Source organism: Streptomyces bathyalis, assembly GCF_015910445.1.
Taxonomy (GTDB): Bacteria; Actinomycetota; Actinomycetes; order Streptomycetales; family Streptomycetaceae; genus Streptomyces; species Streptomyces bathyalis.
In genome coordinates this window covers 765,604-791,867 of record NZ_CP048882.1, presented here as the reverse complement: position 1 = coordinate 791,867, position 26,264 = coordinate 765,604, and the positions used below count along the sequence as shown (strand labels likewise).

The 26,264-nt window shown below is 70.8% G+C and carries 23 protein-coding genes; 21 read left to right on the top strand and 2 right to left on the bottom strand.

Annotated features, from left to right (window positions below):
* Positions 1-215 precede the first annotated feature (215 nt).
* The 7 genes from G4Z16_RS03550 (at position 216) to G4Z16_RS03520 (ending at position 7,415) form a co-directional block, all read left to right on the top strand.
* A complete protein-coding gene (locus G4Z16_RS03550) occupies positions 216-2,105 on the top strand; it encodes a DUF5941 domain-containing protein (RefSeq protein ID WP_197354137.1) in 1,890 nt (629 codons plus the stop codon).
* Complete coding sequence (locus G4Z16_RS03545) at positions 2,102-2,854, top strand: phosphocholine cytidylyltransferase family protein (protein ID WP_197349130.1); 753 nt, start codon at positions 2,102-2,104, stop codon at positions 2,852-2,854. Before G4Z16_RS03550 ends, G4Z16_RS03545 begins: the two co-directional genes overlap by 4 nt.
* Positions 2,842-3,903 (top strand): iron-containing alcohol dehydrogenase family protein, encoded by a 1,062-nt coding sequence (locus G4Z16_RS03540; RefSeq protein ID WP_197349129.1) that lies wholly within the window; start codon positions 2,842-2,844, stop codon positions 3,901-3,903. Before G4Z16_RS03545 ends, G4Z16_RS03540 begins: the two co-directional genes overlap by 13 nt.
* Entirely contained in the window at positions 3,881-4,660 is a 780-nt protein-coding gene (locus tag G4Z16_RS03535; RefSeq protein ID WP_197349128.1) for a CDP-alcohol phosphatidyltransferase family protein, read from the top strand. Before G4Z16_RS03540 ends, G4Z16_RS03535 begins: the two co-directional genes overlap by 23 nt.
* Before the next feature lie 14 nt (positions 4,661-4,674).
* Positions 4,675-5,583 (top strand): glycosyltransferase family 2 protein, encoded by a 909-nt coding sequence (locus G4Z16_RS03530; RefSeq protein WP_197349127.1) that lies wholly within the window; start codon positions 4,675-4,677, stop codon positions 5,581-5,583.
* Between the two features lie 67 nt (positions 5,584-5,650).
* The gene (locus tag G4Z16_RS03525) at positions 5,651-6,595 is read left to right on the top strand and encodes an ABC transporter permease (RefSeq protein ID WP_197349126.1); all 945 of its coding nucleotides are present in this window, start codon (positions 5,651-5,653) and stop codon (positions 6,593-6,595) included.
* Positions 6,582-7,415 carry an ABC transporter ATP-binding protein gene (locus tag G4Z16_RS03520; RefSeq protein WP_197349125.1) on the top strand — a complete coding sequence of 278 codons (834 nt, stop codon included), beginning with the start codon at positions 6,582-6,584 and terminating at the stop codon, positions 7,413-7,415. Before G4Z16_RS03525 ends, G4Z16_RS03520 begins: the two co-directional genes overlap by 14 nt.
* Before the next feature lie 104 nt (positions 7,416-7,519).
* On the opposite strand, the gene G4Z16_RS03515 is transcribed toward G4Z16_RS03520, so the two are convergent.
* Positions 7,520-9,745 carry an MMPL family transporter gene (locus tag G4Z16_RS03515; protein WP_197349124.1) on the bottom strand — a complete coding sequence of 742 codons (2,226 nt, stop codon included), beginning with the start codon at positions 9,743-9,745 and terminating at the stop codon, positions 7,520-7,522.
* Between the two features lie 102 nt (positions 9,746-9,847).
* Between G4Z16_RS03515 and G4Z16_RS03510 the strand changes: the two genes are divergently transcribed.
* From G4Z16_RS03510 to G4Z16_RS03470, 9 genes are all read left to right on the top strand, one after another.
* Positions 9,848-10,597 (top strand): TetR/AcrR family transcriptional regulator, encoded by a 750-nt coding sequence (locus tag G4Z16_RS03510; RefSeq protein WP_246530662.1) that lies wholly within the window; start codon positions 9,848-9,850, stop codon positions 10,595-10,597.
* Between the two features lie 191 nt (positions 10,598-10,788).
* Positions 10,789-11,703 (top strand): squalene synthase HpnC, encoded by a 915-nt coding sequence (hpnC, locus tag G4Z16_RS03505; protein WP_425508043.1) that lies wholly within the window; start codon positions 10,789-10,791, stop codon positions 11,701-11,703.
* A 7-nt stretch (positions 11,704-11,710) separates the two neighbouring features.
* Positions 11,711-12,652: a presqualene diphosphate synthase HpnD gene (gene hpnD / locus G4Z16_RS03500; protein WP_197349122.1), complete on the top strand. Its 942-nt coding sequence runs from the start codon at positions 11,711-11,713 to the stop codon at positions 12,650-12,652.
* A complete protein-coding gene (hpnE, locus tag G4Z16_RS03495) occupies positions 12,649-14,226 on the top strand; it encodes a hydroxysqualene dehydroxylase HpnE (protein WP_197349121.1) in 1,578 nt (525 codons plus the stop codon). Before hpnD ends, hpnE begins: the two co-directional genes overlap by 4 nt.
* Positions 14,223-15,293: a polyprenyl synthetase family protein gene (locus G4Z16_RS03490; RefSeq protein WP_197349120.1), complete on the top strand. Its 1,071-nt coding sequence runs from the start codon at positions 14,223-14,225 to the stop codon at positions 15,291-15,293. The genes hpnE and G4Z16_RS03490 overlap by 4 nt, the downstream gene beginning before the upstream one ends.
* A gap of 52 nt (positions 15,294-15,345) precedes the next feature.
* Positions 15,346-17,358: a squalene--hopene cyclase gene (gene shc, locus G4Z16_RS03485; RefSeq protein ID WP_197349119.1), complete on the top strand. Its 2,013-nt coding sequence runs from the start codon at positions 15,346-15,348 to the stop codon at positions 17,356-17,358.
* Complete coding sequence (locus tag G4Z16_RS03480) at positions 17,355-18,047, top strand: phosphorylase family protein (protein ID WP_197349118.1); 693 nt, start codon at positions 17,355-17,357, stop codon at positions 18,045-18,047. The genes shc and G4Z16_RS03480 overlap by 4 nt, the downstream gene beginning before the upstream one ends.
* A gap of 7 nt (positions 18,048-18,054) precedes the next feature.
* Complete coding sequence (gene hpnH, locus G4Z16_RS03475; protein WP_197349117.1) at positions 18,055-19,068, top strand: adenosyl-hopene transferase HpnH; 1,014 nt, start codon at positions 18,055-18,057, stop codon at positions 19,066-19,068.
* A gap of 81 nt (positions 19,069-19,149) precedes the next feature.
* Positions 19,150-20,532 (top strand): aspartate aminotransferase family protein, encoded by a 1,383-nt coding sequence (locus G4Z16_RS03470; protein ID WP_197349116.1) that lies wholly within the window; start codon positions 19,150-19,152, stop codon positions 20,530-20,532.
* Positions 20,533-20,553: 21 nt separating this feature from the next.
* Here the strand turns inward: G4Z16_RS03470 and G4Z16_RS03465 are convergent, their stop codons facing one another.
* Positions 20,554-21,345, bottom strand: coding sequence for a tyrosine-protein phosphatase (locus tag G4Z16_RS03465; protein WP_197349115.1), 792 nt, complete (start codon positions 21,343-21,345; stop codon positions 20,554-20,556).
* Between the two features lie 743 nt (positions 21,346-22,088).
* Here G4Z16_RS03465 and G4Z16_RS03460 point away from each other — a divergent pair.
* The 5 genes from G4Z16_RS03460 (at position 22,089) to G4Z16_RS03440 (ending at position 26,263) form a co-directional block, all read left to right on the top strand.
* Complete coding sequence (locus G4Z16_RS03460) at positions 22,089-24,101, top strand: sensor histidine kinase (RefSeq protein WP_246530661.1); 2,013 nt, start codon at positions 22,089-22,091, stop codon at positions 24,099-24,101.
* Positions 24,102-24,311: 210 nt separating this feature from the next.
* Positions 24,312-24,728 (top strand): roadblock/LC7 domain-containing protein, encoded by a 417-nt coding sequence (locus G4Z16_RS03455; RefSeq protein WP_028434707.1) that lies wholly within the window; start codon positions 24,312-24,314, stop codon positions 24,726-24,728.
* 9 nt (positions 24,729-24,737) lie between these two features.
* Positions 24,738-25,121 (top strand): DUF742 domain-containing protein, encoded by a 384-nt coding sequence (locus G4Z16_RS03450; RefSeq protein WP_197349114.1) that lies wholly within the window; start codon positions 24,738-24,740, stop codon positions 25,119-25,121.
* Positions 25,099-25,704, top strand: coding sequence for a GTP-binding protein (locus G4Z16_RS03445; protein ID WP_197349113.1), 606 nt, complete (start codon positions 25,099-25,101; stop codon positions 25,702-25,704). The genes G4Z16_RS03450 and G4Z16_RS03445 overlap by 23 nt, the downstream gene beginning before the upstream one ends.
* On the top strand, positions 25,694-26,263 hold the full coding sequence (locus G4Z16_RS03440; RefSeq protein ID WP_197354134.1) for a GAF domain-containing protein: 570 nt from the start codon (positions 25,694-25,696) through the stop codon (positions 26,261-26,263). The genes G4Z16_RS03445 and G4Z16_RS03440 overlap by 11 nt, the downstream gene beginning before the upstream one ends.
* Position 26,264 lies beyond the last annotated feature (1 nt).

The following is a 26,264-nucleotide window of genomic DNA, read 5'->3' as shown; positions in this document are numbered from 1 at the left end:
CAGCGCATTTTGCGCTCCGTCCAAGATCGACCATGCTGTGCTCCGGCAGTGCAACCCCCGCACGGTGAACGCGCGATGAAAGCCCGCCCGTTCGATCCGATAGCCTCTGCCGACGCGCCGCCCGCCACCGTACGGGCCACGGCGCACCCTGCCCGCTGCCCGGCCGTCCCCCGGCCGGAAGACGCGCTGTGCCAGCGTCCAAGGAGTGAGTTCGACTGTCGACCGCCATCCTCACCGGTCCGCCGGTCCCGGGGTCGCCGCTGGAGGGCGACCTGCGGTCGCTGGGGTTCGACGTCCAGGTCGCGGCGGAGGCCGGCCAGGTGCCTGCGGCAGTGTCCGCAGCCCCCGCGGGAGCGAGGGTCGCGCTCGTCGACCCGCACTTCGTCGGCCACCGCCACAGCCTCCGGCTCGCGCTGACCGACCCCCGCTTCGCGGCGGGCGCCGTCACCGGGGCACTGTCCGTACAGGCTCAGGCCCGCGGTGCGCTCACACGTGCCCTGCACGAAGCGGACTCGGCGGCGGCAGGCGCCGCAGCCGACGTGGCGGCCCGCGGGCCCGATGACGAGGGCGCGGTCACCGCACCGCCGCGCACGCTGCCCGACGCCGTGGCCGACGCGCTGGAAGCAGGCGACCTCGACGTGCACCGTCCCGAACTGGGCCCGCTCGTCGCGTCCGTGCCGGTGGGCGAGGAGGCACGCGCGGCCGCACGTGCCTCCGTCGACGGCGTGGACGACGAGGCGGTGCGCCTGCGCAACGCGGTGAAGTCGCGGGACGGCTTCTTCACCACCTTCTGCGTCAGCCCCTACTCCCGTTACATCGCCCGCTGGTGCGCACGCCGCGGCCTCACCCCGAACCAGGTCACCACCGCGTCGCTCGTGACTGCCCTGATCGCGGCCGCCTGCGCCGCGACCGGCACGCGGGGCGGCTTCGTCGCCGCCGGGGTGCTGCTGATCGCCTCCTTCGTGCTGGACGCGACCGACGGGCAGCTCGCACGCTACGACCTGCAGTACTCCACCCTCGGCGCCTGGCTGGACGCCACCTTCGACCGGGCCAAGGAGTACGCCTACTACGCGGGCCTCGCCCTCGGTGCCACGCGCGGCGGCGACGACGTATGGGCGCTGGCCCTCGGCGCGATGGTGCTGCAGACCGCCCGCCACGTCGTGGACTTCTCCTTCAACGAGGCCAACCACGACGCCGCGGCCAACACCAGCCCCACCGCGGCCCTGTCCACGAGACTGGACAGCGTCGGATGGACGGTGTGGCTGCGCCGCATGATCGTGCTCCCGATCGGCGAACGCTGGGCCCTCATCGCGGTGTTGACCGCCTGCACCACTCCCCGCATCACCCTCGTCGTGCTCCTCGTCGGCTGCGCCCTCGCCGCCTGCTACACCACGGCCGGGCGCGTGCTGCGTTCGCTGACCCGGAAGGCGCACCGGACCGACCGCGCCGCCCGTGCGCTGGCCGACCTCGCCGACAGCGGCCCTCTCGCCGCGGGGTTCGCGGCACTGGCCCGCCGCGCACATGTTCAGCTGCCCGGTTACGGGCCCGTCGTCGCGTTCCTCGGCACGGCCGCGCTGCTGGCCACCGCGCTGTGGACACCGCTGGGCAGCGTCTGGCCGTGCGTGGCCGCCCTCGGTTACGCGCTGACCTCGGGTTTCGCCGTCGCCGCCCCGTTGAGGGGCGCGCTGGACTGGCTCGCCCCGCCCTTCTTCCGTACTGCGGAATACGTGCTCGTGCTTGTCCTCGCGGCACGCGCGGAACAATCAGGGGTGAACGGCGCGCTGCCCGCCGCTTTCGGGCTGGTGGCGGCGGTCGCCTACCATCACTACGACACGGTGTACCGCATCCGCGGCGGCACCGGCGCGCCTCCGCACTGGCTTGTCCGTGCGACCGGGGGTCACGAAGGACGAACCCTGGTCGTCGCGCTCGCCGCGGCCCTCTGGGCCTCCGGCGCAGGCCGCGGCCCGGACCAGGGCCAAGGTTTCACCATCGCGCTGACCACGCTCGCCGTGGTCGTCGCGGCAGTGGTGCTCGTCGAGAGCATCCGCTTCTGGGTGTCCTCCAAAGCACCCGCCGTACACGACGAAACAGGAGAACCCGCATGATCGGCCTCGTGCTGGCCGCCGGCGCCGGACGGCGTCTGCGTCCCTACACCGACACCCTCCCCAAGGCCCTCGTGCCGGTGGGCCCCGAAGGCGACGAGGAGTCGCAGACCGTCCTCGACATCGCCCTGGCCAACTTCGCGGCCGTCGGCCTCACCGACGTCGCCGTCGTCGTCGGCTACCGCAAGGAAGCGGTGTACGAGCGCAAGGAAGCCCTGGAGAAGAAGCACGGCGTCAAGCTCACCCTCGTCGACAACGACAAGGCCGAGGAGTGGAACAACGCCTACTCCCTGTGGTGCGCACGCGACGTCATCAAGCAGGGCGCGCTGCTCGCCAACGGCGACACCGTCCACCCCCTCTCCGTCGAGAAGACCCTCCTCGACGCCCGCGGCAACGGCCAGAAGATCATCCTCGCCCTCGACACGGTCAAGCACCTGGACGAGGAGGAGATGAAGGTCGTCACCGACCCGGAGAAGGGCGTCCAGCAGATCACCAAGCTGATGGACCCGTCCACGGCGAGCGGCGAGTACATCGGCCTCACCCTCATCGAGCCCGAGGCCGCCGAGGAGCTGGCCGACGCGCTGAAGACCACGTTCGAGCGCGACCCGCAGCTCTACTACGAGGACGGCTACCAGGAACTGGTCAACCGCGGCTTCAAGATCGACGTCGCGCCGATCGGCGACGTGCAGTGGGTCGAGATCGACAACCACGACGACCTCGCCAAGGGCAGGGAGATCGCATGCCGGTACTGACCCGCCTCATCCCGTCGCCCGTCGTCGTCGACATCAGCCGCGGCGCCCTGGACGACCTGGCGGGCCTGCTGGCCGATCAGCGGATCTCCTCGAACGGCAGGCTCGCCTTCGCCATCAGTGGTGGTTCGGGCGCGGCTCTGCGTGAGCGTTTCGCCCCCGCCCTCCCCAGCGCCGACTGGTACGAGGTGGGCGGCGGCACCATCGACGACGCCATCAAGCTGGCCGACTCCATGAAGTCCGGGCGCTACGACGCCGTCGTCGGCCTGGGCGGTGGCAAGATCATCGACTGTGCCAAGTTCGCGGCGGCGCGCATCGGCCTGCCGCTGGTCGCGGTCGCCACCAACCTCAGCCACGACGGCCTGTGTTCACCGGTCGCCACCCTCGACAATGACGCGGGGCGCGGCTCGTACGGCGTGCCCAACCCGATCGCCGTCGTCATCGATCTCGACGTCATCAGGGAGGCCCCGGCCCGGTTCGTTCGTTCCGGGATCGGTGACGCGATCTCCAACATCTCCGCGGTGCGGGACTGGGAACTCGCCCACACGGTGCGCGGCGAGGACATCGACGGCCTCGCCGCCGCCATGGCCCGCCAGGCGGGGGAGGCCGTGCTGAGGCACCCCGGCGGCGTCGGCGACGACGCGTTCCTCCAAGTCCTCGCCGAGGGGCTGGTGATGACCGGGATCTCGATGTCGGTCGCCGGTGACAGCCGGCCCGCGTCGGGCGCCTGCCACGAGATCAACCACGCCTTCGACCTGCTCTACCCCAAGCGCGCCGCCAGTCACGGCGAACAGTGCGGTCTCGGGGCGGCGTTCGCCACGTTCCTGCGGGGCGACCGGGAGATGTCGATGCTGATGGTCGAGGTGCTCCAGCGCCACGGCCTTCCCGTATTGCCTCACGAAATCGGCTTCGACGAGGACGAGTTCGTGAAAGTAGTGGAGTACGCCCCGGAGACCAGGCCCGGGCGGTACACCATTCTCGAACACCTCGACCTGTCCGCCGACCAGATCAGGGACGCATACCGCGACTATGCACAAGCCATCAGTAGCTGAACTCCGTCCGGTCGTTCATCCCGAGGGCGTGAAGGACAGGCGCAGCGGTGAGCACTGGGCCGGGCGGCTCTACATGCGCGAGGTCTCCCTGCGCGTGGATCAGCACCTGGTGAACACGAAGGTCACGCCGAACCAGCTGACCTACCTGATGACCGTCGCCGGTGTCCTCGCCGCCCCGGCACTGCTGCTGCCGGGGATCGGCGGGGCGGTGCTCGGCGTGGTGATGGTCCAGCTCTACCTGCTGCTCGACTGCGTGGACGGCGAACTCGCGCGCTGGAAGAAGCAGTACTCGCTCGGCGGGGTGTACCTGGACCGGGTCGGCGCCTACCTCTGCGACGCCGCCGTGCTGCTGGGCTTCGGCCTGCGTGCCGCGGACCTGTGGGGCGGGGGCCGTGTGGACTGGCTGTGGGCCTTCCTCGGCACCCTCGCCGCGCTCGGGGCGGTACTGATCAAGGCCGAGACCGACCTGGTCGGTGTGGCCCGGCACCAGACCGGGCTGCCGCCCGTGAAGGAGGCCGCGAGCGAGCCGCGCTCGTCCGGCGTGGCGCTGGCCCGCAAGGCCGCCGCGGCGCTGAAGTTCCACCGCCTGATACTCGGGATCGAGGCGTCGCTGCTCATCCTGGTCCTGGCGGTCGTGGACGAGATCAGAGGCGACCTCTTCTTCACCAGGCTCGGTGTCGCCGTGCTCGCCGGAATCGCCGTTGTCCAGACGCTGCTGCATCTGGTGTCCATCCTGGCCTCCAGCAGGCTCAAGTGACGGAGGGAGCCACCATGCCGCAGCAGAGCCCGGAGCGGTCCGCACCGACCCCGAGGCTCGGCGCCGTCATCCTCACGATGGGCAACCGGCCCGAGGAGCTGCGGGCGCTGCTCGACTCCGTGGCCAAACAGGACGGGGATCCGATCGAGACCGTCGTCGTGGGTAACGGCGCGCCGCTGCCCGCGTTGCCGGAAGGTGTACGGACGGTCGAGCTTCCGGAAAATCTCGGCATCCCCGGAGGCCGGAACGTAGGCATCGAGGCCTTCGGCCCGTCCGGCGCCGAGGTCGATGCCCTGCTCTTCCTCGACGACGACGGGCTGCTGCCGGACACCGGCACCGCCGAGCTCGTGCGTGAGGCCTTCGCCGCCGACGCGTCGCTGGGCATCGTCAGCTTCCGCATCGCCGACCCGGACACCGGTGAGACCCAGCGCCGCCATGTGCCCAGGCTGCGGGCCGCGGACCCGATGCGCTCCTCCCGGGTGACCACGTTCCTGGGCGGCGCCAACGCCGTGCGTACGAGGGTCATCGCCGAGGTCGGGGGACTGCCTGACGAGTTCTTCTACGCACACGAGGAGACGGACCTGGCCTGGCGGGCCCTGGATGCGGGCTGGTCGATCGACTACCGCGCAGACATGGTGCTGCACCACCCCACGACGGCTCCGAGCCGGCACGCGGTCTACCACCGCATGGTCGCCCGCAACCGCGTCTGGCTCGCCCGCCGGAACCTCCCGGCCCTGCTCGTACCCGTCTACCTCGGCGTCTGGCTGGTCCTCACCCTCGCCCGCCGCCCCTCGCGCCCGGCGCTGCGCGCGTGGCTCGGCGGATTCCGGGAGGGGTGGACCAAACCGTGCGGTGCGCGCAGGCCGATGCGCTGGCGTACCGTGTGGCGGCTGACCCGACTAGGTCGCCCGCCCGTGATCTGACAAGCTCGTCTCAAGCACCATCATCACTTCCAGTTCACTTGCGCGTGTGAGGACGAAAGTTTCAAACGTGACCGAGACAACGCACGGCGGTGCGGTGGGCGTGAAGCCCCCGCCCACACCGGACGACCGTCTGTCCCCGGCCGATCTCGCGGCCAAGTACGGCTTGTCGGTGAGCGGGGCGCGTCCCTCGCTGCCGGAGTACGTGAGGCAGCTGTGGGGGAGACGGCATTTCATCCTCGCCTTCTCGCGGGCCAAGCTCACCGCGCAGTACAGCCAGGCGAAGCTCGGACAGCTGTGGCAGGTGGCCACGCCACTGCTGAACGCCACGGTCTACTACTTCATCTTCGGTCTCCTGCTCGGCGGCAGGAACGGAACGCCCGGCGGCCATCAGAACTACATTCCCTTCCTGGTCACCGGCGTTTTCGTCTTCACCTTCACCCAGACCTCGGTGCTCAACGGTGTCCGTGCGATCTCCGGCAACCTCGGTCTCGTGCGCGCCCTGCACTTCCCGCGCGCATCACTGCCGATCTCGATCTCGCTGCAGCAGCTCCAGCAACTTCTGTACTCGATGATCGTGCTGGTCGCCATCCTCGTCGGCTTCGGGCACTTCCCGGCCTGGTCCTGGCTGCTGATCTTCCCGACGCTCGCCTGCCAGTTCCTCTTCAACACCGGCATGGCACTGATCATGGCCCGGCTGGGCAGCAAGACCCCCGACCTGGCCCAGCTCATGCCGTTCATCCTGCGCACATGGATGTACGGGTCCGGCGTGATGTTCCCGCTGCAGCCCATGCTGCGCGACCGCGCGGGGGCGCAGCCGTGGCTGGTTGATCTCATCCAGGCCAACCCCGCTGCCGTCTACATGGACCTCATGCGCTTCTCGTTCATCGACGGCTACACCCCTGCGGACCTTCCGCCGCACGTCTGGGCACTCGCGCTGGGTTGGGGTCTGTTGATCGGTGTCGGCGGATTTGTTTTCTTCTGGAAGTCGGAGGAGCGTTATGGACGTGGCTGAGGACACCCAGGAGAAGGCAGAGATCGTCCCCCAGGTGGAGGGGCCTCCGGCGCAGGAGGCGTGGATTCCCACCGTCATCGCAGAGGACCTGCACATCGTCTACCGCGTCTACGGCGGCGCGAAGGGCAAGGGCAGCGCCACCGCGGCGCTGAACCGCATCATCCGCCGTAAGCCCGGTGGCGGCAGCCTGCGTGAGGTGCATGCGGTCAGGGGCGTGAGTTTCACCGCTTACCGCGGCCAGGCCATCGGCCTGATCGGCTCCAACGGTTCGGGCAAGTCCACGCTGCTGCGCGCCATCGCGGGCCTGTTGCCCCCCGAGAGCGGCCGTGTCTACACCAACGGCCAGCCCTCACTGCTGGGTGTCAACGCCGCGATGATGAACGACCTCACCGGCGAGCGGAACGTCGTGCTCGGCGGGCTCGCCATGGGGATGTCCCGCGACGAGGTCGCCGAGCGCTACCAGGGGATCGTCGACTTCTCCGGCATCAACGAGAAGGGCGACTTCATCACCCTGCCGATGCGCACGTACTCATCGGGCATGTCCGCGCGGCTGCGGTTCTCCATCGCCGCCGCCAAGAACCACGACGTGCTGATGATCGACGAGGCGCTGGCGACGGGCGACAAGAAGTTCCAGCGCCGCTCGGAGCAGCGCGTGCGCCAACTGCGGGAAGAGGCAGGCACCGTCTTCCTCGTGAGCCACAACAACAAGTCGATCCGCGACACATGCGAGCGGACGCTGTGGCTGGAGAAGGGCGAGCTCGTGCACGACGGGCCGACCGAGGAAGTCCTCAAGGAATACGAGAAGTTCACGGGCAAGTAGCCCCGGCGGACACCACACGAGCCGCACACACAACGGTCAGCGGCTGATCCGGACCCCCGTTCCGAATCAGCCGCTGACCGTTGTTCCTGTGGGGGCCGTTCGTGTCAGACCCCCGCGGGAGTTCGCTCCGACGCCTGGGACTCCGGCGCCCCGGGCCCCTCGGAGGGCGTCTCCTCCAGGCCGACCTTGCTGTGCAGCTTCCGCAGCACACGCGGCGCGTACCAGGCACCGCGGCCCAGCAGGCGCATCGCGGCGGGCACCAGCACTCCGCGCACGGCGACGGCGTCGATGAGGATCGCCAGCCCGCTGCCCAGGCCGAACATCTGCAGGAAGCTGATCTCGCTGGTGGCGAAGGCGAAGAAGCTCACGCCCAGCAGTCCCGCCGCCATGGTCACGATGCGCCCGGTGCGGGACAGGCCGCGCGTGACCGCCGTCGCGTTGGGGGCACCGCTGTCGTGCAGCTCCTTGATGCGGCTGGTGACGAAGACCTCGTAGTCCATGGAGAGTCCGAAGACGATGCAGAACATCAGCACCGTCATCGAGGTGTCCATCGGCATGGCCGTGAAGCCCAGCGCCGACGAGAGGTGCCCGTCCTGGAAGATCCACACCATCGCGCCGATCGAGGCCGTCAGGCTCACCGTGTTGAGCAGGAGGGCCCGCAGCGGCTGGACGACGCTGCCGGTGAAGAGGAAGAGCAGCACGAAGGTCGAGCCGACGACCATCCCGATGGCGCCGGGCAGCCGGTCGCCGATCGACGCCTTCGTATCGACGAGCTGGGCGTCGCGTCCGCCGACGAGGGCCTCGCCGCTGCCGGGAGCGGCCACGTCGCGGATGCTGCGAACGGTGTCCTGCCGCTCCTCCGCCGCTGAGCCCCGTTCCGGTGTGACGGTGAGGAGCTGTGCGTCGGGCTTGCCCAGCGCGGCCTGTGCGGGCCCTGCCGGTGCTGCCTTCTTACCGTCGGCGTAGACGCCGCTGCTCGCCTGTACGCGGGCCACGCCGTCCAGGCCCGATATCCGCCCCGCGTACGCGTCGAGCTCGTCCCCGGGAACCCCCGCCGTGGTGACGATCTGGAGGGCCTCCGTCGAGCCTCCGGGGAACTGCGTGTCCAGGACGCTGCTGACCTGCCGGCTCTGCGCGTCCTCGGGCAGTACCCGCTCGTCCGGCATCCCGAAGCGCGCGCCCAGCAGCGGGCTCGCCGCCAGCAGGAGCACCGCCAGCACGGGCAGCGCGGTCAGGGCCGGGCGGCGCATGACCGTACGCGCGAGCCGGCCCCACATGGGTGCGTCGGGACGGCGGACCGCGTCGGCCCATGGCAGCCGGCCCTTGTTCACGCGGTGTCCGAGCACCGCCAGCAGCGCCGGTACGACGATCAGTGCCGCCATGGCGGCGATGGCCACGACTCCGATCCCGGCGTACGCGAAGGAGCGGAGGAAGAACGGCGGGAAGAGCAGCAGCGCCGCCAGCGCCGCGACGACGGTCGCCGCGGAGAAGGCGATCGTGCGTCCCGCCGTCGTCACGGTCGTGCGCAGCGCGTCCCCGACGTCGTCGCCCTCGGAGAGCCGTTCGCGGAAGCGGCTGACGATGAGCAGCCCGTAGTCGATTCCCAGCCCGAGGCCGAGCGCGGTGGTCAGGTTGACGGAGAAGACCGAGACGTCCGTGACGCTGCCCAGTACGAACAGTTCGGCGAAGGTGCCGAGAATCGCGATCAGCCCGATCGCCAGCGGCAGCAGCGCCGCGACGAAACTGCCGAAGGCGATGACGAGCAGCACCAGCGTCAGCGGCACGGCGATGGACTCCGCGACGGCCAGGTCCGCGGAGACCTGCTCGGAGATGTCGTTGTTGAGTGCCGCGCCGCCCCCTGCCCGTACATCCACGGGGCCCTGGTCACCGCTCCACTCGTCGGTGATCTCCTTGGTGTGGTCGGCCACGTCGCTGCTGTCGCCCCGCACATGCGCCAGCACGAGGGCCTGCGAGCCGTCCCGTGAGGTCAGCGCCGAGCCGCCGGCGTCCCAGTACGAGGAGACGTGGGAGAGCTGCGAGTTGGCCTTCAGCTCCTTCGTCAGCTTCTCGCCGGCCTCGCGCACGGCAGCCGAGTCCAGGCTTCCGCTCTCCGCCCGCACCAGCAGAACGAGGTTGTCCTCGCCGCCGAACTTGTCGGCGATGAGGGTCTGTGCGCGGCTCGATGGTGCGTCCGGATCCTCGAAGCCACCGGCCTGCAGCTTCCCGAACGCTCCGAAACCGATGGCGCCCATCGCCACCACCGCGATCAGGCTCGCTATGAGCAGAGCCCGAGGCCGGTGCAGGGCCAGCTCCGCGATTCGTCTCAGCACTGTCCTAATCCCCCCATGAGGCGTTGCGCGCCGATGTTTACGGCGTCAACATGGACTCTGGCAGTGAATGTTAATGGTGTCAACATCGGGGAGGATGAAAGCATGGCGGACATGGAGGCGAAGACCGGCGCGAGCGCGACCGAGGCCGCGAACGGCCCCGCGGGGGAGCGAGCCCAGCGCGGAGGCAGTCGGTCCGGCGCCGGTGGCAAGGGGGCCTACCACCACGGCGACCTGCGCAACGCCCTCATCGAGGCCGCGACCGACCTCGCCCGCGAGGGCGGCCCCGAGTCGGTCGTCCTGCGCGCCGCGGCACGGCGCGTCGGCGTCTCACCGACCGCCGCCTACCGGCACTTCGCCGGCCAGGCCGAACTGCTCCATGCCGTCAAGGAACTGGGCCAGGAGCGCCTGGCCGTGAGCATGGAGGCCGGCGGCCGCTCTGCCTCGCCGCTCGGTAGCGCAGGCGAGGCCGCGGAGGCGCGCATGCGGGCCCTCGGCCACGGATACCTGTCCTTCGCGCTGTCCGAGCCGGGCCTCTTCCGGGCCGCCTTCTGCCACGACACGCTCCATCTCGGCCCCGTGAGCGGCACCTTCGACCACGAGGGCGAGGACGGCTGGGAATTCCGCTCGTTCGAGATCCTCGTCGAGACCCTGGACGCCCTCGTCGAGCACGGCAGGATGCCCCCGGAGCGGCGTCCGGGCGCCGAGCTCACGGCCTGGGCGACCGTCCACGGGCTCGCCATGCTCTTCCTGGACGGTCCGCTCGGGGAGCTGTCCCCCGAAGAGACGCACGCCGTGGCCGAGCGCGCGTTCGACGTCCTCATCGGCGGATTCACCGCCCCGCCCGCGCGCTGACGAGGCGCCAACCCCGTCCCCGGCAGGTCCGTCCGGGCCGGGATCGCGCTCTTCGCCCGCCGTTTCACAGCGTCCGCACGGCCGCCGCGGGCCGCCTCTCGCCGTCGTGCCGGAGCGGCGTGTCCGAAATAGGATGTTTTCGCCCAGCGGTGTAGAAACGGAGATGTGACGGCAATGGCTTCTGGCAGCACGTGGTGAGCGCGGAGGCGGACGCCCATGCGCGTGCCGTCCTCGCCAAGGCCACGCGGGAGAACTTCCCAGTGGCGCCCGGATTCCTGCCGCGCGAATGGCGCTACGACCTGATGGCCGTGTACGGCTACGCCCGGCTCGTCGACGACATCGGCGACGGCGATCTCGCCCCCGGCGGTCTCGACGCGAAGTATCTGGGGCTCGGCCCCGAATGGGGCAGCGAACCCGGCGCCGACCGGCTCGCGATGCTCGACGCGTTCGAGGCCGACCTGTGCCGCCTCTTCGAACCGGGACGTCCCGCACCCGGCCACCCCCTGCTGAGGGCTCTCGCACCGACGGTGCGGCGCCGCAAGCTCACTCCCGAACCGTTCCTCGCGCTCATCGAGGCCAACCGCCAGGATCAGAAGATCCGCCGCTACGCCGACTACGCCGAACTGCTGGGCTACTGCGAGCTGTCGGCCAACCCCGTCGGCCACCTCGTCCTCGCCATTACCGGAACCGTGACCCCCGAGCGGAAACGGTACGCCGACGACGTGTGCACCGGGCTCCAGATCGTCGAGCACCTCCAGGACGTCGCCGAGGACCTGGGGCGCGACCGCATCTACCTGCCCGCCGAGGACATGGCCCGCTTCCACGTCTCCGAGTCCGACCTCGCCGCCCCGAGCGCCAACGCGTCGGTCCGCGCGCTGCTGGCCTTCGAGGCGGACCGTGCCCGCGCGCTGCTGTCGTCGGGCGATCCGCTCGTCGCCAGCGTCCGCGGACGTCTGAAGCTGCTGCTGGCGGGATTCACCGGCGGTGGACGCGCCGTCCTCCGTGCCATCGGCCGTGCCGGATACGACGTACTCCCAGGACCTCCCCGGGCCACCACGCGCGGGCTGCTGCGCGAGGTGGCCGCAACCCTGCGACGAGAGGGGTGAGCGGACCGTGGACAGAGCCCGGCCCGTACCGTACGTGCCACCTTCGGTGGCCGCCGCGTACGACTACTGCGAGTCCGTCACGGGCCAGCAGGCCCGCAACTTCGCCTACGGAATCCGGCTGCTGCCCACGGGCAAGCGCCGGGCGATGTCCGCGCTCTACGCATTCTCCCGGCGGGTCGACGACATCGGCGACGGCCCTCTCGAACAGTCCGTCAAGATCGCCAGGCTGGAGGAGACCCGGGAGCTGCTGGGCCGTATCCGCGAGGGCGGCATCGAACAGGACGACACGGACCCCGTGGCGGTCGCGCTCAGCGACGCGGCGCGCCGCTACCCCGTTCCGATGGGCGGGCTGGACGAACTCATCGACGGAGTCCTGCTGGACGTGCGCGGCACCAGCTACGGCAGCTGGGAGGAGCTGGAGGTCTACTGCCGATGCGTGGCCGGTGCGATCGGCCGGCTCTCCCTCGGTGTGTTCGGAACTCTCCCCGGTGTACGGGACGCGGTCCGCGCCCCCGAGTACGCCAACACCCTCGGCCTCGCGCTCCAACTGACCAATATCCTCCGGGATCTTCGGGAAGACGCTGATCACGGACGTACGTACCTGCCTGCGGAGGATCTTGAAAAATTCGGCTGCTCCGCTGACTTCCACAGTGGCGAGGCGCAACCCGGAAGCGACTTCCGAGGGCTGGTCCACCACGAAGTGCAGCGCGCCCGCGCCCTGTTCGCCCAGGGCTACCGGCTGCTCCCTTTGCTCGACCGCAGATCCGGCGCCTGTGTGGCCGCCATGGCCGGCATCTACCACCGTCTGCTGGAACGTATCGCCGCGGATCCGTACGCGGTGCTGCACGAGCGCGTCTCGCTCCCGAACAGGCAGAAGGCATACGTCGCCGTGCGCGGGCTCACCGGCATCGACGCACGGAACGCCGCGAGGCGGAGCGCACGCGCATGACCGGGATTGACGCCGTCGCGGCGGGCAGCCGCGCCTCCCGCGAGCGCCGCGCCCTCGTCGTCGGCGGAGGAATCGCGGGAACCACGGCCGCACTCCGCCTGGCCGACGCGGGCGTGGCCACCACCCTTCTCGAGTCGCGTCCGCGCCTGGGCGGCCTCGCCTTCTCCTTCCGCCGCGACTCCCCGGCGGGCCCGCTCTCCGTCGACAACGGGCAGCATGTGCACCTGCGTTGCTGCACGGCCTACACGTGGTTCCTGCGGCGGATCGGCGGATCGGGGCTCGCGCCGTTGCAGCGCCGCCTCGATGTACCGGTCCTCGATGTGGCAGGCGTGCGGCCCCGGTTGAGCAGGCTGCGGCGCAACTTCCTGCCAGTACCGATGCACTTGGCCGCCTCTCTGGCCAACTACCGGCACCTGACGCCGGCCGAGAGAGCGCGCGCGGCCGGTGCGGCTCTCGCCCTGAAGGCGCTCGACCCGGCCGATCCCGCCCTGGACGACGTCGACTTCGCGACCTGGCTGCACGGGCAGGGCCAGAGCGACCGTGCGATCAGCGCGCTGTGGGACCTGGTGGGCACCGCCACGCTCAACGCCCGCGCCCCGCACGCCTCCCTGGGCCTCGCCGCGATGGTCTTCAGGACGGGGCTGCTCTCCGCGCCCGGCGCCGCCGACATCGGGGTCTCCCGCGTCCCGCTGGGACACCTGCACGACACCCTCGCCCGCGAAGCCCTGCGCGCGGCGGGCGTGCACGTCCTCACTCAGACCCGGGTCCGTGCCGTCACCGCGGCGTCCGGCGGGGGCTGGACCGTATCGGCCGGCGAAGGGCAGGGGAGCGCGGCGGAACACCACGCCGACGCCGTCGTGCTCGCCGTGCCCCAGCGCGAGGCAAACGGACTGCTGCCGGAGGGGGCGCTGCCGGCGCCCGGCAGGCTTCTGGAGATCGGCACCGCCCCGATCCTCAACCTGCACGTCGTCTACGACCGCCGTGTGCTGCGCCGTCCCTTCTTCGCCGCGCTCGGCTCGCCCGTCCAGTGGGTCTTCGACCGCACCGGCCCCTCGGGCCTCGGCGGCGGCCAGTACCTCGCCGTGTCCCAGTCGGCCGCGCACGGGGAGATCGACGAGTCCGTCGCGGCGCTGCGCGAGCGCTACCTGCCGGAGCTGGCGCGGCTGCTGCCCGCGGCCCGCACCGCCCGCGTCGTCGACTTCTTCGTCACCCGTGAACGCACGGCCACCTTCGATCCCCGCCCAGGCGTGGGCCGGCTGCGCCCCGCCTCCCGCACCGCGGTGCCCGGTGTCTGCCTTGCCGGAGCTTGGACGGATACTGGCTGGCCGGCCACGATGGAGAGCGCCGTACGGAGTGGAATGACCGCCGCCCGGGAAGCCCTCACTGTCATGGGCCGCCCGTACGACAATGATCCGGTGCCCAGCACCACACGAAAGGGCGGTGGCATGAGCAGCGCCGACACAGGCGGCACGTCCGGCCTACGCAGCCGGACGGCACCGCAGAATTCCCCCACTCCACCACCGCGGACAGCGGTAGACGCACGAACGGCACAGAACGCAGAGGAGACCCCGTGACAACGGCGAACCAGCACACCGTCGTCGACAACACGAGCGTCAGCGCTCTGCTGGAGCGAGGCAAGAGGCTCGCCACCCCGCTGCTGCGCGCCGCGGTCGAGCGGCTCGCTCCACCGATGGACACCGTCGCCGCCTACCACTTCGGGTGGATCGACGAGGCCGGCCGCCCGGCGGAGGCCGACGGCGGCAAGGCCGTACGCCCCGCGCTCGCCCTGCTCTCGGCCGAGGTCACCGGGGCCGCACCGGAGACCGGCCTTCCCGGCGCCGTCGCCGTCGAGCTGGTGCACAACTTCTCGCTGCTGCACGACGACCTGATGGACGGCGACGAGCAGCGCCGCCACCGGGACACCGTCTGGAAGGTGCACGGCCCGGCGCAGGCGATCCTCGTCGGCGACGCCCTCTTCGCCCTGGCCAACGAAATACTGCTGGAGCCGGGCACCGCCGAGGCGGGCCGCGCGACGCGGCGGCTGACGCGGGCCACGCGCAAGCTCATCGACGGGCAGGCGCAGGACATCTCCTACGAGCACCGCGAGCAGGTCACGGTCGAGGAGTGCCTGGAGATGGAGGGCAACAAGACCGGCGCGCTGCTGGCCTGCGCCGTCTCCATCGGCGCCGTGCTCGGCGGGGCCGACGACCGCACGGCCGACGCGCTGGAGTCCTACGGCTACCACCTCGGTCTCGCCTTCCAGGCCGTCGACGACCTGCTGGGCATCTGGGGCGACCCGGGCGCCACCGGCAAGCAGGCCTGGAGCGACCTGCGGCAGCGCAAGAAGTCCCTCCCCGTGGTTGCCGCGCTCGCCGCACCGGACCCGGCCGCGACCCGGCTGGCCGAGCTGATGAGGGGCGACGCGAAGAAGAGCCAGGCGGAGATCGAGGCGTTCGACGAGGCCGAGTTCGCCACGCGTGCCGCACTGATCGAGGAGGCGGGCGGCCGCGAGTGGACCTCGGGGGAGGCGCAGCGGCAGCACGCCACCGCCCTCGCGGCTCTCGAACCCCTCGACCTGCCCCCGCACGTGCGGGAGCAGCTGACCGCGCTGGCCGATTTCGTCGTCGTACGCCAGCGATGACCACCCGGCCCCGGCGCTCGGTGCGCCGCCGGAACCTCCGGAAGGTAGTGAGATGACAGCTACGACGGACAGCGGCGCCGGGGCGATGGCCACCGCGGTGTCGGCGGGTCCCGAGAGCCTCCCGGGCCGCGCGCAGCGGGCGGCCGGCCTCGCCGTGGAGAACCTGCTCGCCAGGCAGGACGCGGCCGGCTGGTGGAAGGGCGACCTGGAGACCAACGTCACCATGGATGCCGAGGACCTGCTGCTGCGCGAGTTCCTCGGCATCCGTGACGAGAAGACAACGCGGGAGGCGGCCCGCTTCGTACGGTCCCAGCAGCGCCAGGACGGCACCTGGGCGACCTTCCACGGCGGGCCCGGAGACCTCTCCACGACCATCGAGGCGTACGTCGCGCTCCGGCTCGCCGGCGACCGGCCGGACGCACCGCACATGGAACGCGCCGCGGCCTGGGTGCGCGAGCAGGGCGGTGTCGCCGCGAGCCGGGTCTTCACCCGGATCTGGCTGGCGCTCTTCGGCTGGTGGCGCTGGGCGGACCTGCCCGAGATGCCACCCGAGATGATCTGGTTCCCGAAGTGGTTCCCGCTCAACATCTACGACTTCGGCTGCTGGGCACGGCAGACGATCGTCCCGCTCACCGTCGTGTGTGCGAAGCGCCCCGTACGGGCCGCGCCCTTCTCACTGGACGAGCTGCACCGTGACCCGGCAGATCCGAACCCTTCCCGCGGCATGGCGCCCGCGGCCAGCTGGGAGGGCTTCTTCCAGCGCCTGGACCGGAGCCTGCACGCCTACCGCAAGGTCGCTTCCCGATCGCTGCGCAGGGCCGCGCTGCGAAGCGCCGCCCGGTGGATCATCGAGCGGCAGGAGAACGACGGCTGCTGGGGCGGCATCCAGCCTCCCGCCGTGTACTCGCTGATCGCGCTGCGGCTGCTCGGCTATGACCTGGACCATCCGGTCATGCGGGCGGGCCTGTCGGCCCTCGACAGCTACACGGTCCGCTACGAGGGCGGCCGGGACGGCGACCCCGGTGAGGCGCACGACGGTCCGATGCGGATGGTCGAGGCGTGCCAGTCCCCGGTCTGGGACACCTGCCTGGCGACCATCGCGCTCGCCGACGCCGGCGTGGCCCCCGACCACCCGGCGCTCGTCAAGGCTGCCGACTGGATGCTCGGCGAGCAGGTGCTGCGCCGGGGCGACTGGTCCGTACGCAAGCCTCAACTGCCGCCGGGCGGCTGGGCGTTCGAGTTCCACAACGACAACTACCCCGATACGGACGACACCGCCGAGGTCGTCCTCGCACTGCGCCGCGTACGCCACCACGACCGGACGCGCGTGGACACCGCCGTACGCAGAGCCGTTCGCTGGAGCCTGGGCATGCAATCCAGGAACGGGGCCTGGGGGGCCTTCGACGCCGACAACGACAGCCCTTTCCCCAACCGGCTTCCGTTCTGCGACTTCGGCGAGGTCATCGACCCGCCCTCCGCCGACGTCACCGCGCACATGGTCGAGATGCTCTCGGCCGAGGGCCGCCGCGACGACACCCGGGTGCGACGGGCCGTGTCCTGGCTGCTGTCCGAACAGGAGGTCAGCGGCGCCTGGTTCGGCCGCTGGGGCGTCAATTACATCTACGGCACCGGTTCCGTGGTGCCTGCTCTCGTCGCGGCGGGGCTGCCCGTCTCCCACCCGGCGGTCCGCCGCGCGGTCTACTGGCTGGAGAGCGTCCAGAACGGCGACGGCGGCTGGGGCGAGGACCTGCGCTCCTACCGGCCGGGCCACGAGCGCGAATGGGCCGGACGCGGTACCTCGACGGCCTCGCAGACCGGCTGGGCACTGCTCGCGCTGCTCGCCGCGGGGGAGCGGGACTCGATGGCGGTGGAGCAGGGGATCAACTGGCTCGTGCGGACGCAGCGCGACGACGGCTCCTGGGACGAGCCGCACTTCACCGGCACGGGCTTCCCTTGGGACTTCTCCATCAACTACCACCTCTACCGGCAGGTCTTCCCGCTCACCGCGCTCGGCCGGTATCTGTACGGTCCGGGCACCGGAACCGGGCGGCAGGAAGAGAGATGACGCTCTCCGGTGACCGCGGCCCCCTGCTGATCGCCTGCGCGCTCGGCATCGAGCGGCTCGCGCTACGGCGCTTCGGCGACGCCCCGGCGGGGGCGGCAGGCCCGGTCACCGTACTGCGCACCGGCATGGGCCCCCTGGCCGCCGGACGCGCGGTCGCCAGGGCGCTGCGCGACGAGCCCGAGCCCGGCAGGACAGCCGTCGTCGCGACGGGATTCTGCGCGGGGCTTCTGCCCGGTATGCATCCCGGCGACCTGGTCGTCGCCGACGAGACCCGGGACGCCTCGGGACGCACGGAGTGCGCCGGCACGGAGCTGCTGGCCGACGCGCTGCGCCCCTACGGAACCGTGCACGTCGGACCGCTCGCCGGCTCCGCGCACATCGTGCACGGGCCGTCGCGTGCCGCTCTGCGCACCACGACCGCCGCCGTGGCCGCCGACATGGAGTCGGCCGCCACGCTCCGCACCGCGACGATGCCCGCCGGCCGCCCCGATGCCTCCGGGGGGACGCAGCCCACGGCGCCGGAGCGAAGCCGTCCCGTTGCGGCCGTACGGGTGGTGGTCGACGCGCCCGGACATGAACTGATCCGTCTCGGGACACTGCGAGGTGGAATATCGGCGTTCCGCATGCTCAGCGGAGTTATGCCCGCATTCCTCGAATGGCACCGATCCTTGCTGCTCCCCTGGAGGTGAGCGAGTCATGGCCATGCCTCTGCGTCAGACCGTCCGAATCGGCAGCTATCTCTTCCAGCAGAAGCTGCGAGGCCGCGAGAAGTTCCCGTTGATCGTCGAGCTGGAGCCGCTGTACGCGTGCAACCTGGCGTGTGAGGGCTGCGGGAAGATCCAGCACCCGGCGGGAGTGCTCAAGCAGCGGATGCCGGTCGCGCAGGCGGTGGGTGCGGTGACGGAGTCGGGCGCGCCGATGGTCTCGATCGCCGGCGGCGAGCCGCTGATGCACCCCCAGATCGGCGAGATCGTCCGCCAGCTGGTGGCGAAGAGGAAGTACGTCTTCCTGTGCACCAACGCCATGCTGCTGCGCAAGAAGCTGGACCAGTTCACGCCCTCCCGCTACTTCGCCTTCGCGGTGCACATCGACGGGCTGCGCGAGCGGCACGACGAATCGGTGGCGAAGGAAGGCGTCTTCGACGAGGCGGTCGAGGCGATGAAGGAGGCCAAGCGGCGCGGGTTCCGCGTCACCACCAACTCCACCTTCTTCAACACCGACACGCCTCAGACCGTCATCGAGGTGCTCGACTTCCTCAACGACGACCTGAAGGTGGACGAGATGATGATCTCGCCCGCCTACGCATACGAAAAGGCCCCGGACCAGGAGCACTTCCTGGGCGTCGAGCAGACCCGTGAGCTGTTCCGCAAGGCCTTCGCCGGTGGCAACAGGCGCCGCTGGCGGCTCAATCACAGCCCGCTCTTCCTCGACTTCCTCGAAGGCAAGGCGGACTTCCCCTGCACGGCCTGGGCGATCCCCAACTACTCCCTCTTCGGCTGGCAGCGGCCCTGCTACCTGATGAGCGACGGCTATGTGCCCACGTACAAGGAGCTCGTCGAGGAGACAGACTGGGAGGCCTACGGCCGCGGCCGTGACGCCCGCTGCGCCAACTGCATGGCGCACTGCGGCTACGAGCCCACCGCCGTGCTGGCCACGATGGGCTCCCTCAAGGAGTCGCTCCGAGCGGCCCGTGACACCGCGCGGGCCTGACGCCGTACCTCTGCGGCGCCGCGTTCCGCAGGGCCGCCCACATCACCACGGGGCAACCGACACCGGGAAGGGGGCTGGGGGATGAGCGACTTCGACCTCACCGAGCTGCTGGCGGAGCGCGGTGCCGAGCGGTACGAGCTGCACGCGCGTCACCTCAACCATCAGCAGCCGCGGATGCTGCGGACGATCGGCTTCGACAAGGTCTACGAACGGGCGGAGGGCGCACGGCTCTTCGACGCCGAGGGCAACGACTACCTCGACATGCTCGCCGGGTTCGGCGTGATGGGGATCGGACGCCATCACCCCGTGGTGCGGCAGGCTCTGCACGACGTGCTGGAGGCCCAACTCGCCGACCTCACACGCTTCGACTGCCCCCCGTTGCCGGGGCTGCTCGCCGAGCGGCTGCTCGCCCACGCGCCGGGCATGGACAGGGTCTACTTCGGCAACAGCGGCACGGAGGCAGTCGAGACGGCGCTGAAGTTCGCCCGCTACGCCACCGGCCGCCCGCGCATCCTCTACTGCGACCACGCCTTCCACGGGCTCACCACCGGCTCGCTCTCCGTCAACGGGGAGGCCGCCTTCCGGCGCGGGTTCGACCCGCTCCTGCCGGACACGGCCGTGCCGCTCGGCGATCTGGACGCCCTGGAGCGGGAGTTGAAGAAGGGGGAGGTCGCGGGACTCATCGTCGAGCCGATCCAGGGCAAGGGCGTGCACCCCGCGCCGCCCGGCTATCTGGCCGCCGCCCGTGAACTGCTGCACCGCCACGGCGCGTTGCTGATCGTGGACGAGGTGCAGACGGGTCTGGGGCGCACGGGCGACTTCTTCGCCTACCAGCACGAGGAGGACGTGCGTCCGGACCTCGTGTGTGTCGCCAAGGCCCTCTCCGGCGGCTACGTGCCGATCGGCGCCACGATGGGGAAGGAGTGGATCTTCAAGAAGATCTACTCCTCGATGGACCGGGTGCAGGTCCACTCGGCGAGCTTCGGGGCCAACGCACAGGCGATGGCCGCCGGGCTGGCGACCCTTTCAGTGCTGGAGAACGAGGACCTCACCGCGAAGGCCCGCCGCACAGGCGAGTTGCTGCGCGACCGACTCGGGGCGCTCGTCGGGGACTACGAGATGCTGCACGAGGTGCGCGGGCGCGGGCTGATGATCGGCATCGAGTTCGGCAGGCCCAAGTCCCTGAAGCTGCGAGGGCGTTGGACGATGCTCCAGGCTGCGCGCAGGGGCCTGTTCGCGCAGATGGTGGTCGTGCCGTTGCTCCAGCGGCACCGCATCCTCACCCAGGTATCCGGCGACGAACTCGAAGTGATCAAGCTCACCCCGCCGCTGGTGATCGGCGAGCCCGAGGCGGACAGGTTCGTCCGCGCCTTCAAGGAGATCATGGACGAGGCGCACGACGGCGGCGGCCTGATGTGGGAGTTCGGGCGGAACCTGATCAAGCAGGCGGCGGCGAACCGCTGAGCCCGCCGGCCGCGCCCGGCGTCAGCCGTCCTCGAGCATCCTCTCCTGAAGGCGCTCACGCGTGGCCCGGTCCAGGCCGAGACCCTCGGTGAGGTACCGCTCGACGCCGCCCCACATCTCGTCGATGGTGTTGAGGGCGGCGTGCAGATACGCGACGCGCGCGTCGAAGAGCGGCGAGAGCAGTTCCGCCACCTCGGGGGAGATCTTGCCCTTCGAACCGCGGTGCATCTTGTAGCGGCGGTGCGGGGAGTTGGACTGCAGATAGTCCTCCTCGATGGCCTCCTGCTCCACGCCCAGCGCCATCAGCGTCACGGCGATGGAGAGCCCGGCGCGGTCCTTGCCCGCCGCGCAGTGCATCAGCGCGGGCACGCTGTCCTCCGCGAGGGCGTGCAGGATCCGGCTGTGCTCGGCCGTGCGGTTCTTGATCATGGAACGGTACGAGGCGATCATGCGCGCCGCGCCCTTGCCGTCGGAGAGGACCGACCGCAGCTGCTCCAGCTCGCCGTCGCGAACCATCTTCCAGAACTCCGCGCCGTCGGCCGGGTCGGACAGCGGGATGTTCACGTTGCGCACGCCCGGCAGGTCCACGTCCGGGCCTTCGAGAGCCTGATCGGCGGAGTTGCGGAAGTCGAAGACCGTGTGCAGCCCCAGACCGCCGAGGAAGGTCGCGTCCTCCGGCGTCGCGTGGGCGAGGTGACCGCTGCGGAAGAGCATTCCGTGCCGTAGCCGGCGCCCGTCCGCCGTCGGTACTCCGCCTACGTCGCGGAAATTGCGCACCCCGGTCAACGCGGGTTCGGTGGACTGCTGGCTCACGGATGCTCCTCGTCTGCGCGACAGCCGATGCCCGATCCGACGATACGACATGGGGGAGTGCGGGGACGGAAGAGCGGCGACGTGCTGTCACGCAGAGCACTCTCCTGCACGCGGAGGGTGATTGGGGCTGGCCCCGTGACGGCGCCGCGAGCCGGTCGTTTCGCCGGGGTCGAATTCCGGCCCGATATCCGGAGTTGTGACTCGGGCGCGGCGAGGAAGGGCGCGCGAGGAATATGCCGGTGTCAGCCGTCGAGTACCGGTCCTGCATATGCGCGTATGAGCTCTTCGCCCGAATCGGTTCGGGCGGCCCGGCAGTCGAACCGATTCCGTTTGTGAATCGGTTCATGAGGATGACGGCGGCGCGGTGGCGCACCCCGGACGCGCTGCCCCAACTTGCCGTCCGCTACGGCGTATTCGCAGCTCAGCGCCGGTGTCGGAGTGAACTCGACGTCACGGCCGGTGAGTTGACCGCTCGTGGGCGGACCCGGGGTGGGGCGGCGCCGGGGGTGGCGAAGAGTAACCGCGGTGCTGCGGAAGGGAGTTACGATCACCTCGCGCACCCCGCACCCACGGTTGCGATCTTCACTCGTTAGGAGCTGGCGAAGGGTGGCGAATATGTCATCGGCGTCCGCCATGAGTGGTTGTGAGCACTAGCGTGGCCGTGGCGTTGCAGGAGCCGACGTGCACTGTGCTCGTGCTTCGAAGAAGCCCACCAGCAGACCTCAAGTCAACCGAGGAATCCGATGCCTGAACCCCCGAGCCACGCGGTGCAGACAGGAAGGGGAACGACCGGTCCCGCACACCTCACAGGGCCCCACCCCGGGAACGCTCCGCTCCCGGTCGCCTTCCAGGGGCCCAGTGGTGCAGCACCGCACAGCGCGCCGGCGGCACACACGGTGACCGGCGCCGCCAACGGCTCCCGGCGACGGCACGGCCGCACCCCGGTACGTCAGAGCCAGGGCGACGCCGCGCTCAGACGCAGCATGGTGCGCCTCGCGGTGCTCCCCGCGGGGGTCATCGCCGTGGCCGGCGCCGCGGTCGTCGCATACGTGATGAGCGCGGAGGCGGGCACCGGCGCGTCCGGCGCATCCGCACAGGGCACCGACGACATCGTCCTGTGGAGCATCCTCGGGGCGGCACTCTTACTCGTCTGCGGCGTCATCTTCGGTGCCGCACACTCCGCCACCGCGCAGTCCCGCCGCGCCCTCGAGCGCCAGGCCGCGCTGCGCCGCTCCGTCGCACGGGGGCATTCCCAGATCCGTGCCCTGGTGAGCAGCCTGGAACAGGGCGAACGCCCGCGTCCCCGCCAGCTGCCCGTACCGGCCGAACCGGACCCGCAAGCCGACGCGTTCGAACTGCTCACCCACGAACTCACCCTCGCCCAGCACGCCGCCGAGACCGCCGTGACCGAGGTCGTGGCACTCGTACGCAGCAACTCCAGCGGCAGCGAGGAGAAGGTCGAGGTCTTCGTCAACCTCGCCCGGCGTCTGCAGTCCCTCGTGCACCGGGAGATCGAGCTCCTGGACGAGCTGGAGAACGAGGTCGAGGACCCCGATCTGCTCAAGGGGCTCTTCCACGTCGACCACCTCGCCACCCGCATCCGCCGGCACGCGGAGAACCTGGCCGTCCTCGGCGGCGCCGTCTCGCGCCGCCAGTGGAGCCGCCCGGTCACGATGACGGAGGTGCTGCGCTCCTCCATCGCCGAGGTCGAGCAGTATCCGCGGGTCAAGCTCGTACCGCCCATCGAGGGCACTCTGCGCGGCCACGCCGTCGCCGACGTGATCCACCTGCTCGCCGAACTCGTCGAGAACGCCACGGTGTTCTCCGCGCCGCAGACCCAGGTGCTCCTGCGCGCGCAGCACGTGACCGCGGGCCTGGCCATCGAGGTCGAGGACCGCGGACTCGGCATGCCCGCCGCCGAGCAGAACCGCATGAACGCCGTGCTCTCCGACCCCGAGCGCATCGACGTCGGCGAGCTGCTCCAGGACGGGCGCATCGGGCTGTTCGTGGTCTCGGCGCTCGCGCAGCGGCACGGCATCGTCGTACAGCTGCAGAGCAACATCTACGGCGGGATCCAGGCCGTGCTGGTGCTGCCCCGTGAGGTGCTCGGCGACGATCCGGGCGCCGTCGAGCAGTCCGGCGCCGCGGTCGCCGCCGGTGCGAACGCCGCCGGGGGCGGCGGCCGCGCAGTTGTCGGCGCCCGCATGCCGCGCGCACGCACCGAGAGTTCGGAACATCCGCAGCAGCCTGCCGCCGAGCCGGCGGGCGGCGTCCCCTCCCGGACGCCCTGGCCGGAGGCCGGGTCGCCGGCTGCACAGGCTGCCGTCCCGCAGCCGCACCCGGATGCGCAGTCCCAGCCCCGGCCGCCCTCGCGGCACCAGCCGCAACGACAGCCGCAGCCGGAACCCGCCCCACCCTCGCCCGCCGGGGCCCGGCCCGGTCCGCAGCCCAACTTCCAGGCGTCCCAGCAGCGTTCGGCGCCGGCCACGGGTGCCACGAACGGCGAGCGCCCCGAACTCCCCAGACGCCGGCGCCAGGAGCACCTCGTCCCCGAGCTGCGGGAGACACCCGCCGCCCGGAGCGATGAGGGCGCTGACGGCAGCTGGGACGAGGCCGTTCAGGGCCACGACCCCGGCCTGCTGGCCGCGTTCCGGCGCGGCACCAGCCTCGCCGAGGACTCCGACGGCAACACCGACGGCGCGAGGAACGGTCACGCCGACGGCACAGGCACCGACACCGCCTACCCCGCCAACTAGGGCCCGGCCGGTGCTCCTTCCGCGATCCTCCGGCCTTCGGTATGGGCATCCCCACCTGTCCACCGGCACGGCGGATCACACGTCCCCGAGCCCGCGGCGCTACGTACCGCACGCCGCGGGCCCGATCAAGAGATTCCGAAGGACCGGGCCGGGAGCGGCCCTGGTCCCGCCCGCTCTGCGGTTCCCGCCCTGAAGGAGAAGAACGCGATCATGGTGAGCGAAGCCCCCATCGGCCACACGGCAGACCTCTCCTGGCTGCTGACCGGACTCGTCCAGCGTGTTCCCCACACGCGCAGCGCGCTGCTGCTGTCCTCCGACGGCCTGGTCAAGGCCGCACACGGTCTGGAGACCGACACCGCCGACCACATGGCGGCACTGGCGTCCGGCCTGTACTCCCTGGCGCGCAGCGCCGGCGTGCGGTTCGGCGACGGCGGTGAGGTGCGCCAAGTGGTCGTGGAACTCGACACCTCGCTGCTCTTCGTCTCGACCGCTGGGCAGGGCGCCTGCCTCGCCGTGCTCGCCGGAAGCGACGCGGACGCCGCCGTACTCGGATACGAGATGGCGATGCTGGTGAAGAGCGTCCGTCCGTATCTGGGCACACCGGCGCGACAGCCTGCCGGCCACTGAGGCGGCCGGATGAGACAGGAACCGTTAGAAGGGCCGTGGCTCGACGACGACGCCGGGCGGCTGATCCGCCCGTACACCGTGAGCAACGGCCGCACCAAGCCCACGTCCCAATTCGACCTTCTGACACTGGTGATGGCCACCGGCGACCGCCCGAACAACTACCTGGGCCCGGACCACAGCCATGTGCTGAAGCTGTGCGGCGGGCCCGTCTCCGTCGCCGAGATCGCCGCACAGATAGCCCAGCCCGCAGTGGTCACCAAGGTGCTGCTGTCCGACCTCGTGGACTGCGGAGCCATCACTTCGCGTGCCCCGGGCCGTGCGCCGCTGGGAAACGACCCGACCGATCGAGACCTGCTGGAGGCGGTGCTGGATGGGCTCCGTAGACGACTCTGAGGCGAGCCGTGCCGATCCGTTCCCTACCGCGCTGAAGATCCTCGTGGCCGGCGGCTTCGGCGTCGGCAAGACGACGTTCGTCGGCGCCGTGAGCGAGATCGAGCCGCTCAGTACGGAGGAGCTGCTCACTCAGGTCAGCGCGGCCACCGACAGCCTGGACGGCGTCGAGGACAAGGCGACCACCACCGTGGCCATGGACTTCGGCCGCATCACGCTCAGCGCCTCGCACATGCTCTATCTCTTCGGCACTCCGGGGCAGGAGCGCTTCTGGTTCATGTGGAACGAGCTGTCCGAGGGCGCTCTGGGCGCGGTGGTGCTCGCCGACACCCGGCGTCTCGAACACAGCTTCGCCGCCGTGGACTTCTTCGAGCGGCGGGGGATCACCTTCATCGTCGCGGTCAACGAGTTCGACAACTCCTACCGCTACGAACCCGACGAGGTACGGGCCGCGATCGACCTCAAGCCCGACGTACCGGTGGTGCTGTGCGACGCCCGGCAGGCCTCTTCCGGCACGCAGGTTCTCGTCTCACTTGTCCAGCATCTGCTCAACACGAGGAGTTCCCATGGCACCGATGTCGTTTGACCCGACCAGCCACCTGCTGCTGACCCCCGAGGACGCCGAGGCGCCGAACAGGGTCGTGCGGCTGCGGGAGTTGGGCCTAGGCGAGGCTCCGGTCCCCGAGTTCGACGACTTCGCCCGCCATCTCGCGCGCGTCACCGGCGCCCCCTACGCCATGGTGAACTTCATCGACGAGGAGCAGCAGTACTTCGCCGGTCTGTACGCACCCGGCTCCGACCAGGCCGTGGAGCTGGACCCCTCGTCGAACGCCGGAGGCTCTGTCGGCCGCGTGATGGCCCGCGACCACGGCTACTGCCCGCACGTCATCGTGCGGCGCAAGGCCCTGGTGCTGGAGGACGTGTGCGACTACCCGCGCTTCGCGGGGAATCCGGTCGTCGACGAGATCGGTATCCGCTCCTACCTCGGTGCCCCGCTCATAGACCGGACGGGCATGGCCCTCGGCACGGTGTGCGTGGTCGACCAGGAGCCGCGGCCGTGGGGACGGCAGGGGCTGGAGACCATCAAGTCGATGGCGGCGGACCTCGTGGAGCAGATCCACCGGCGGGAGCACCAGGGGCCCTGAC

Coding starts and splice junctions, on each gene's coding strand:
- G4Z16_RS03470 (WP_197349116.1), top strand. CDS start 19,150: ATGAGCGACTTCGACCTCACCGAGCTGCTGGCGGAGCGCGGTGCCGAG.
- G4Z16_RS03445 (WP_197349113.1), top strand. CDS start 25,099: ATGGGCTCCGTAGACGACTCTGAGGCGAGCCGTGCCGATCCGTTCCCT.
- G4Z16_RS03480 (WP_197349118.1), top strand. CDS start 17,355: ATGACGCTCTCCGGTGACCGCGGCCCCCTGCTGATCGCCTGCGCGCTC.
- hpnE (WP_197349121.1), top strand. CDS start 12,649: ATGACCGGGATTGACGCCGTCGCGGCGGGCAGCCGCGCCTCCCGCGAG.
- G4Z16_RS03510 (WP_246530662.1), top strand. CDS start 9,848: ATGGCGGACATGGAGGCGAAGACCGGCGCGAGCGCGACCGAGGCCGCG.
- G4Z16_RS03530 (WP_197349127.1), top strand. CDS start 4,675: ATGCCGCAGCAGAGCCCGGAGCGGTCCGCACCGACCCCGAGGCTCGGC.
- shc (WP_197349119.1), top strand. CDS start 15,346: ATGACAGCTACGACGGACAGCGGCGCCGGGGCGATGGCCACCGCGGTG.
- hpnH (WP_197349117.1), top strand. CDS start 18,055: ATGGCCATGCCTCTGCGTCAGACCGTCCGAATCGGCAGCTATCTCTTC.
- G4Z16_RS03535 (WP_197349128.1), top strand. CDS start 3,881: ATGCACAAGCCATCAGTAGCTGAACTCCGTCCGGTCGTTCATCCCGAG.
- G4Z16_RS03440 (WP_197354134.1), top strand. CDS start 25,694: ATGTCGTTTGACCCGACCAGCCACCTGCTGCTGACCCCCGAGGACGCC.
- G4Z16_RS03450 (WP_197349114.1), top strand. CDS start 24,738: ATGAGACAGGAACCGTTAGAAGGGCCGTGGCTCGACGACGACGCCGGG.
- G4Z16_RS03455 (WP_028434707.1), top strand. CDS start 24,312: ATGGTGAGCGAAGCCCCCATCGGCCACACGGCAGACCTCTCCTGGCTG.
- G4Z16_RS03545 (WP_197349130.1), top strand. CDS start 2,102: ATGATCGGCCTCGTGCTGGCCGCCGGCGCCGGACGGCGTCTGCGTCCC.
- G4Z16_RS03460 (WP_246530661.1), top strand. CDS start 22,089: ATGCCTGAACCCCCGAGCCACGCGGTGCAGACAGGAAGGGGAACGACC.
- G4Z16_RS03540 (WP_197349129.1), top strand. CDS start 2,842: ATGCCGGTACTGACCCGCCTCATCCCGTCGCCCGTCGTCGTCGACATC.
- G4Z16_RS03520 (WP_197349125.1), top strand. CDS start 6,582: ATGGACGTGGCTGAGGACACCCAGGAGAAGGCAGAGATCGTCCCCCAG.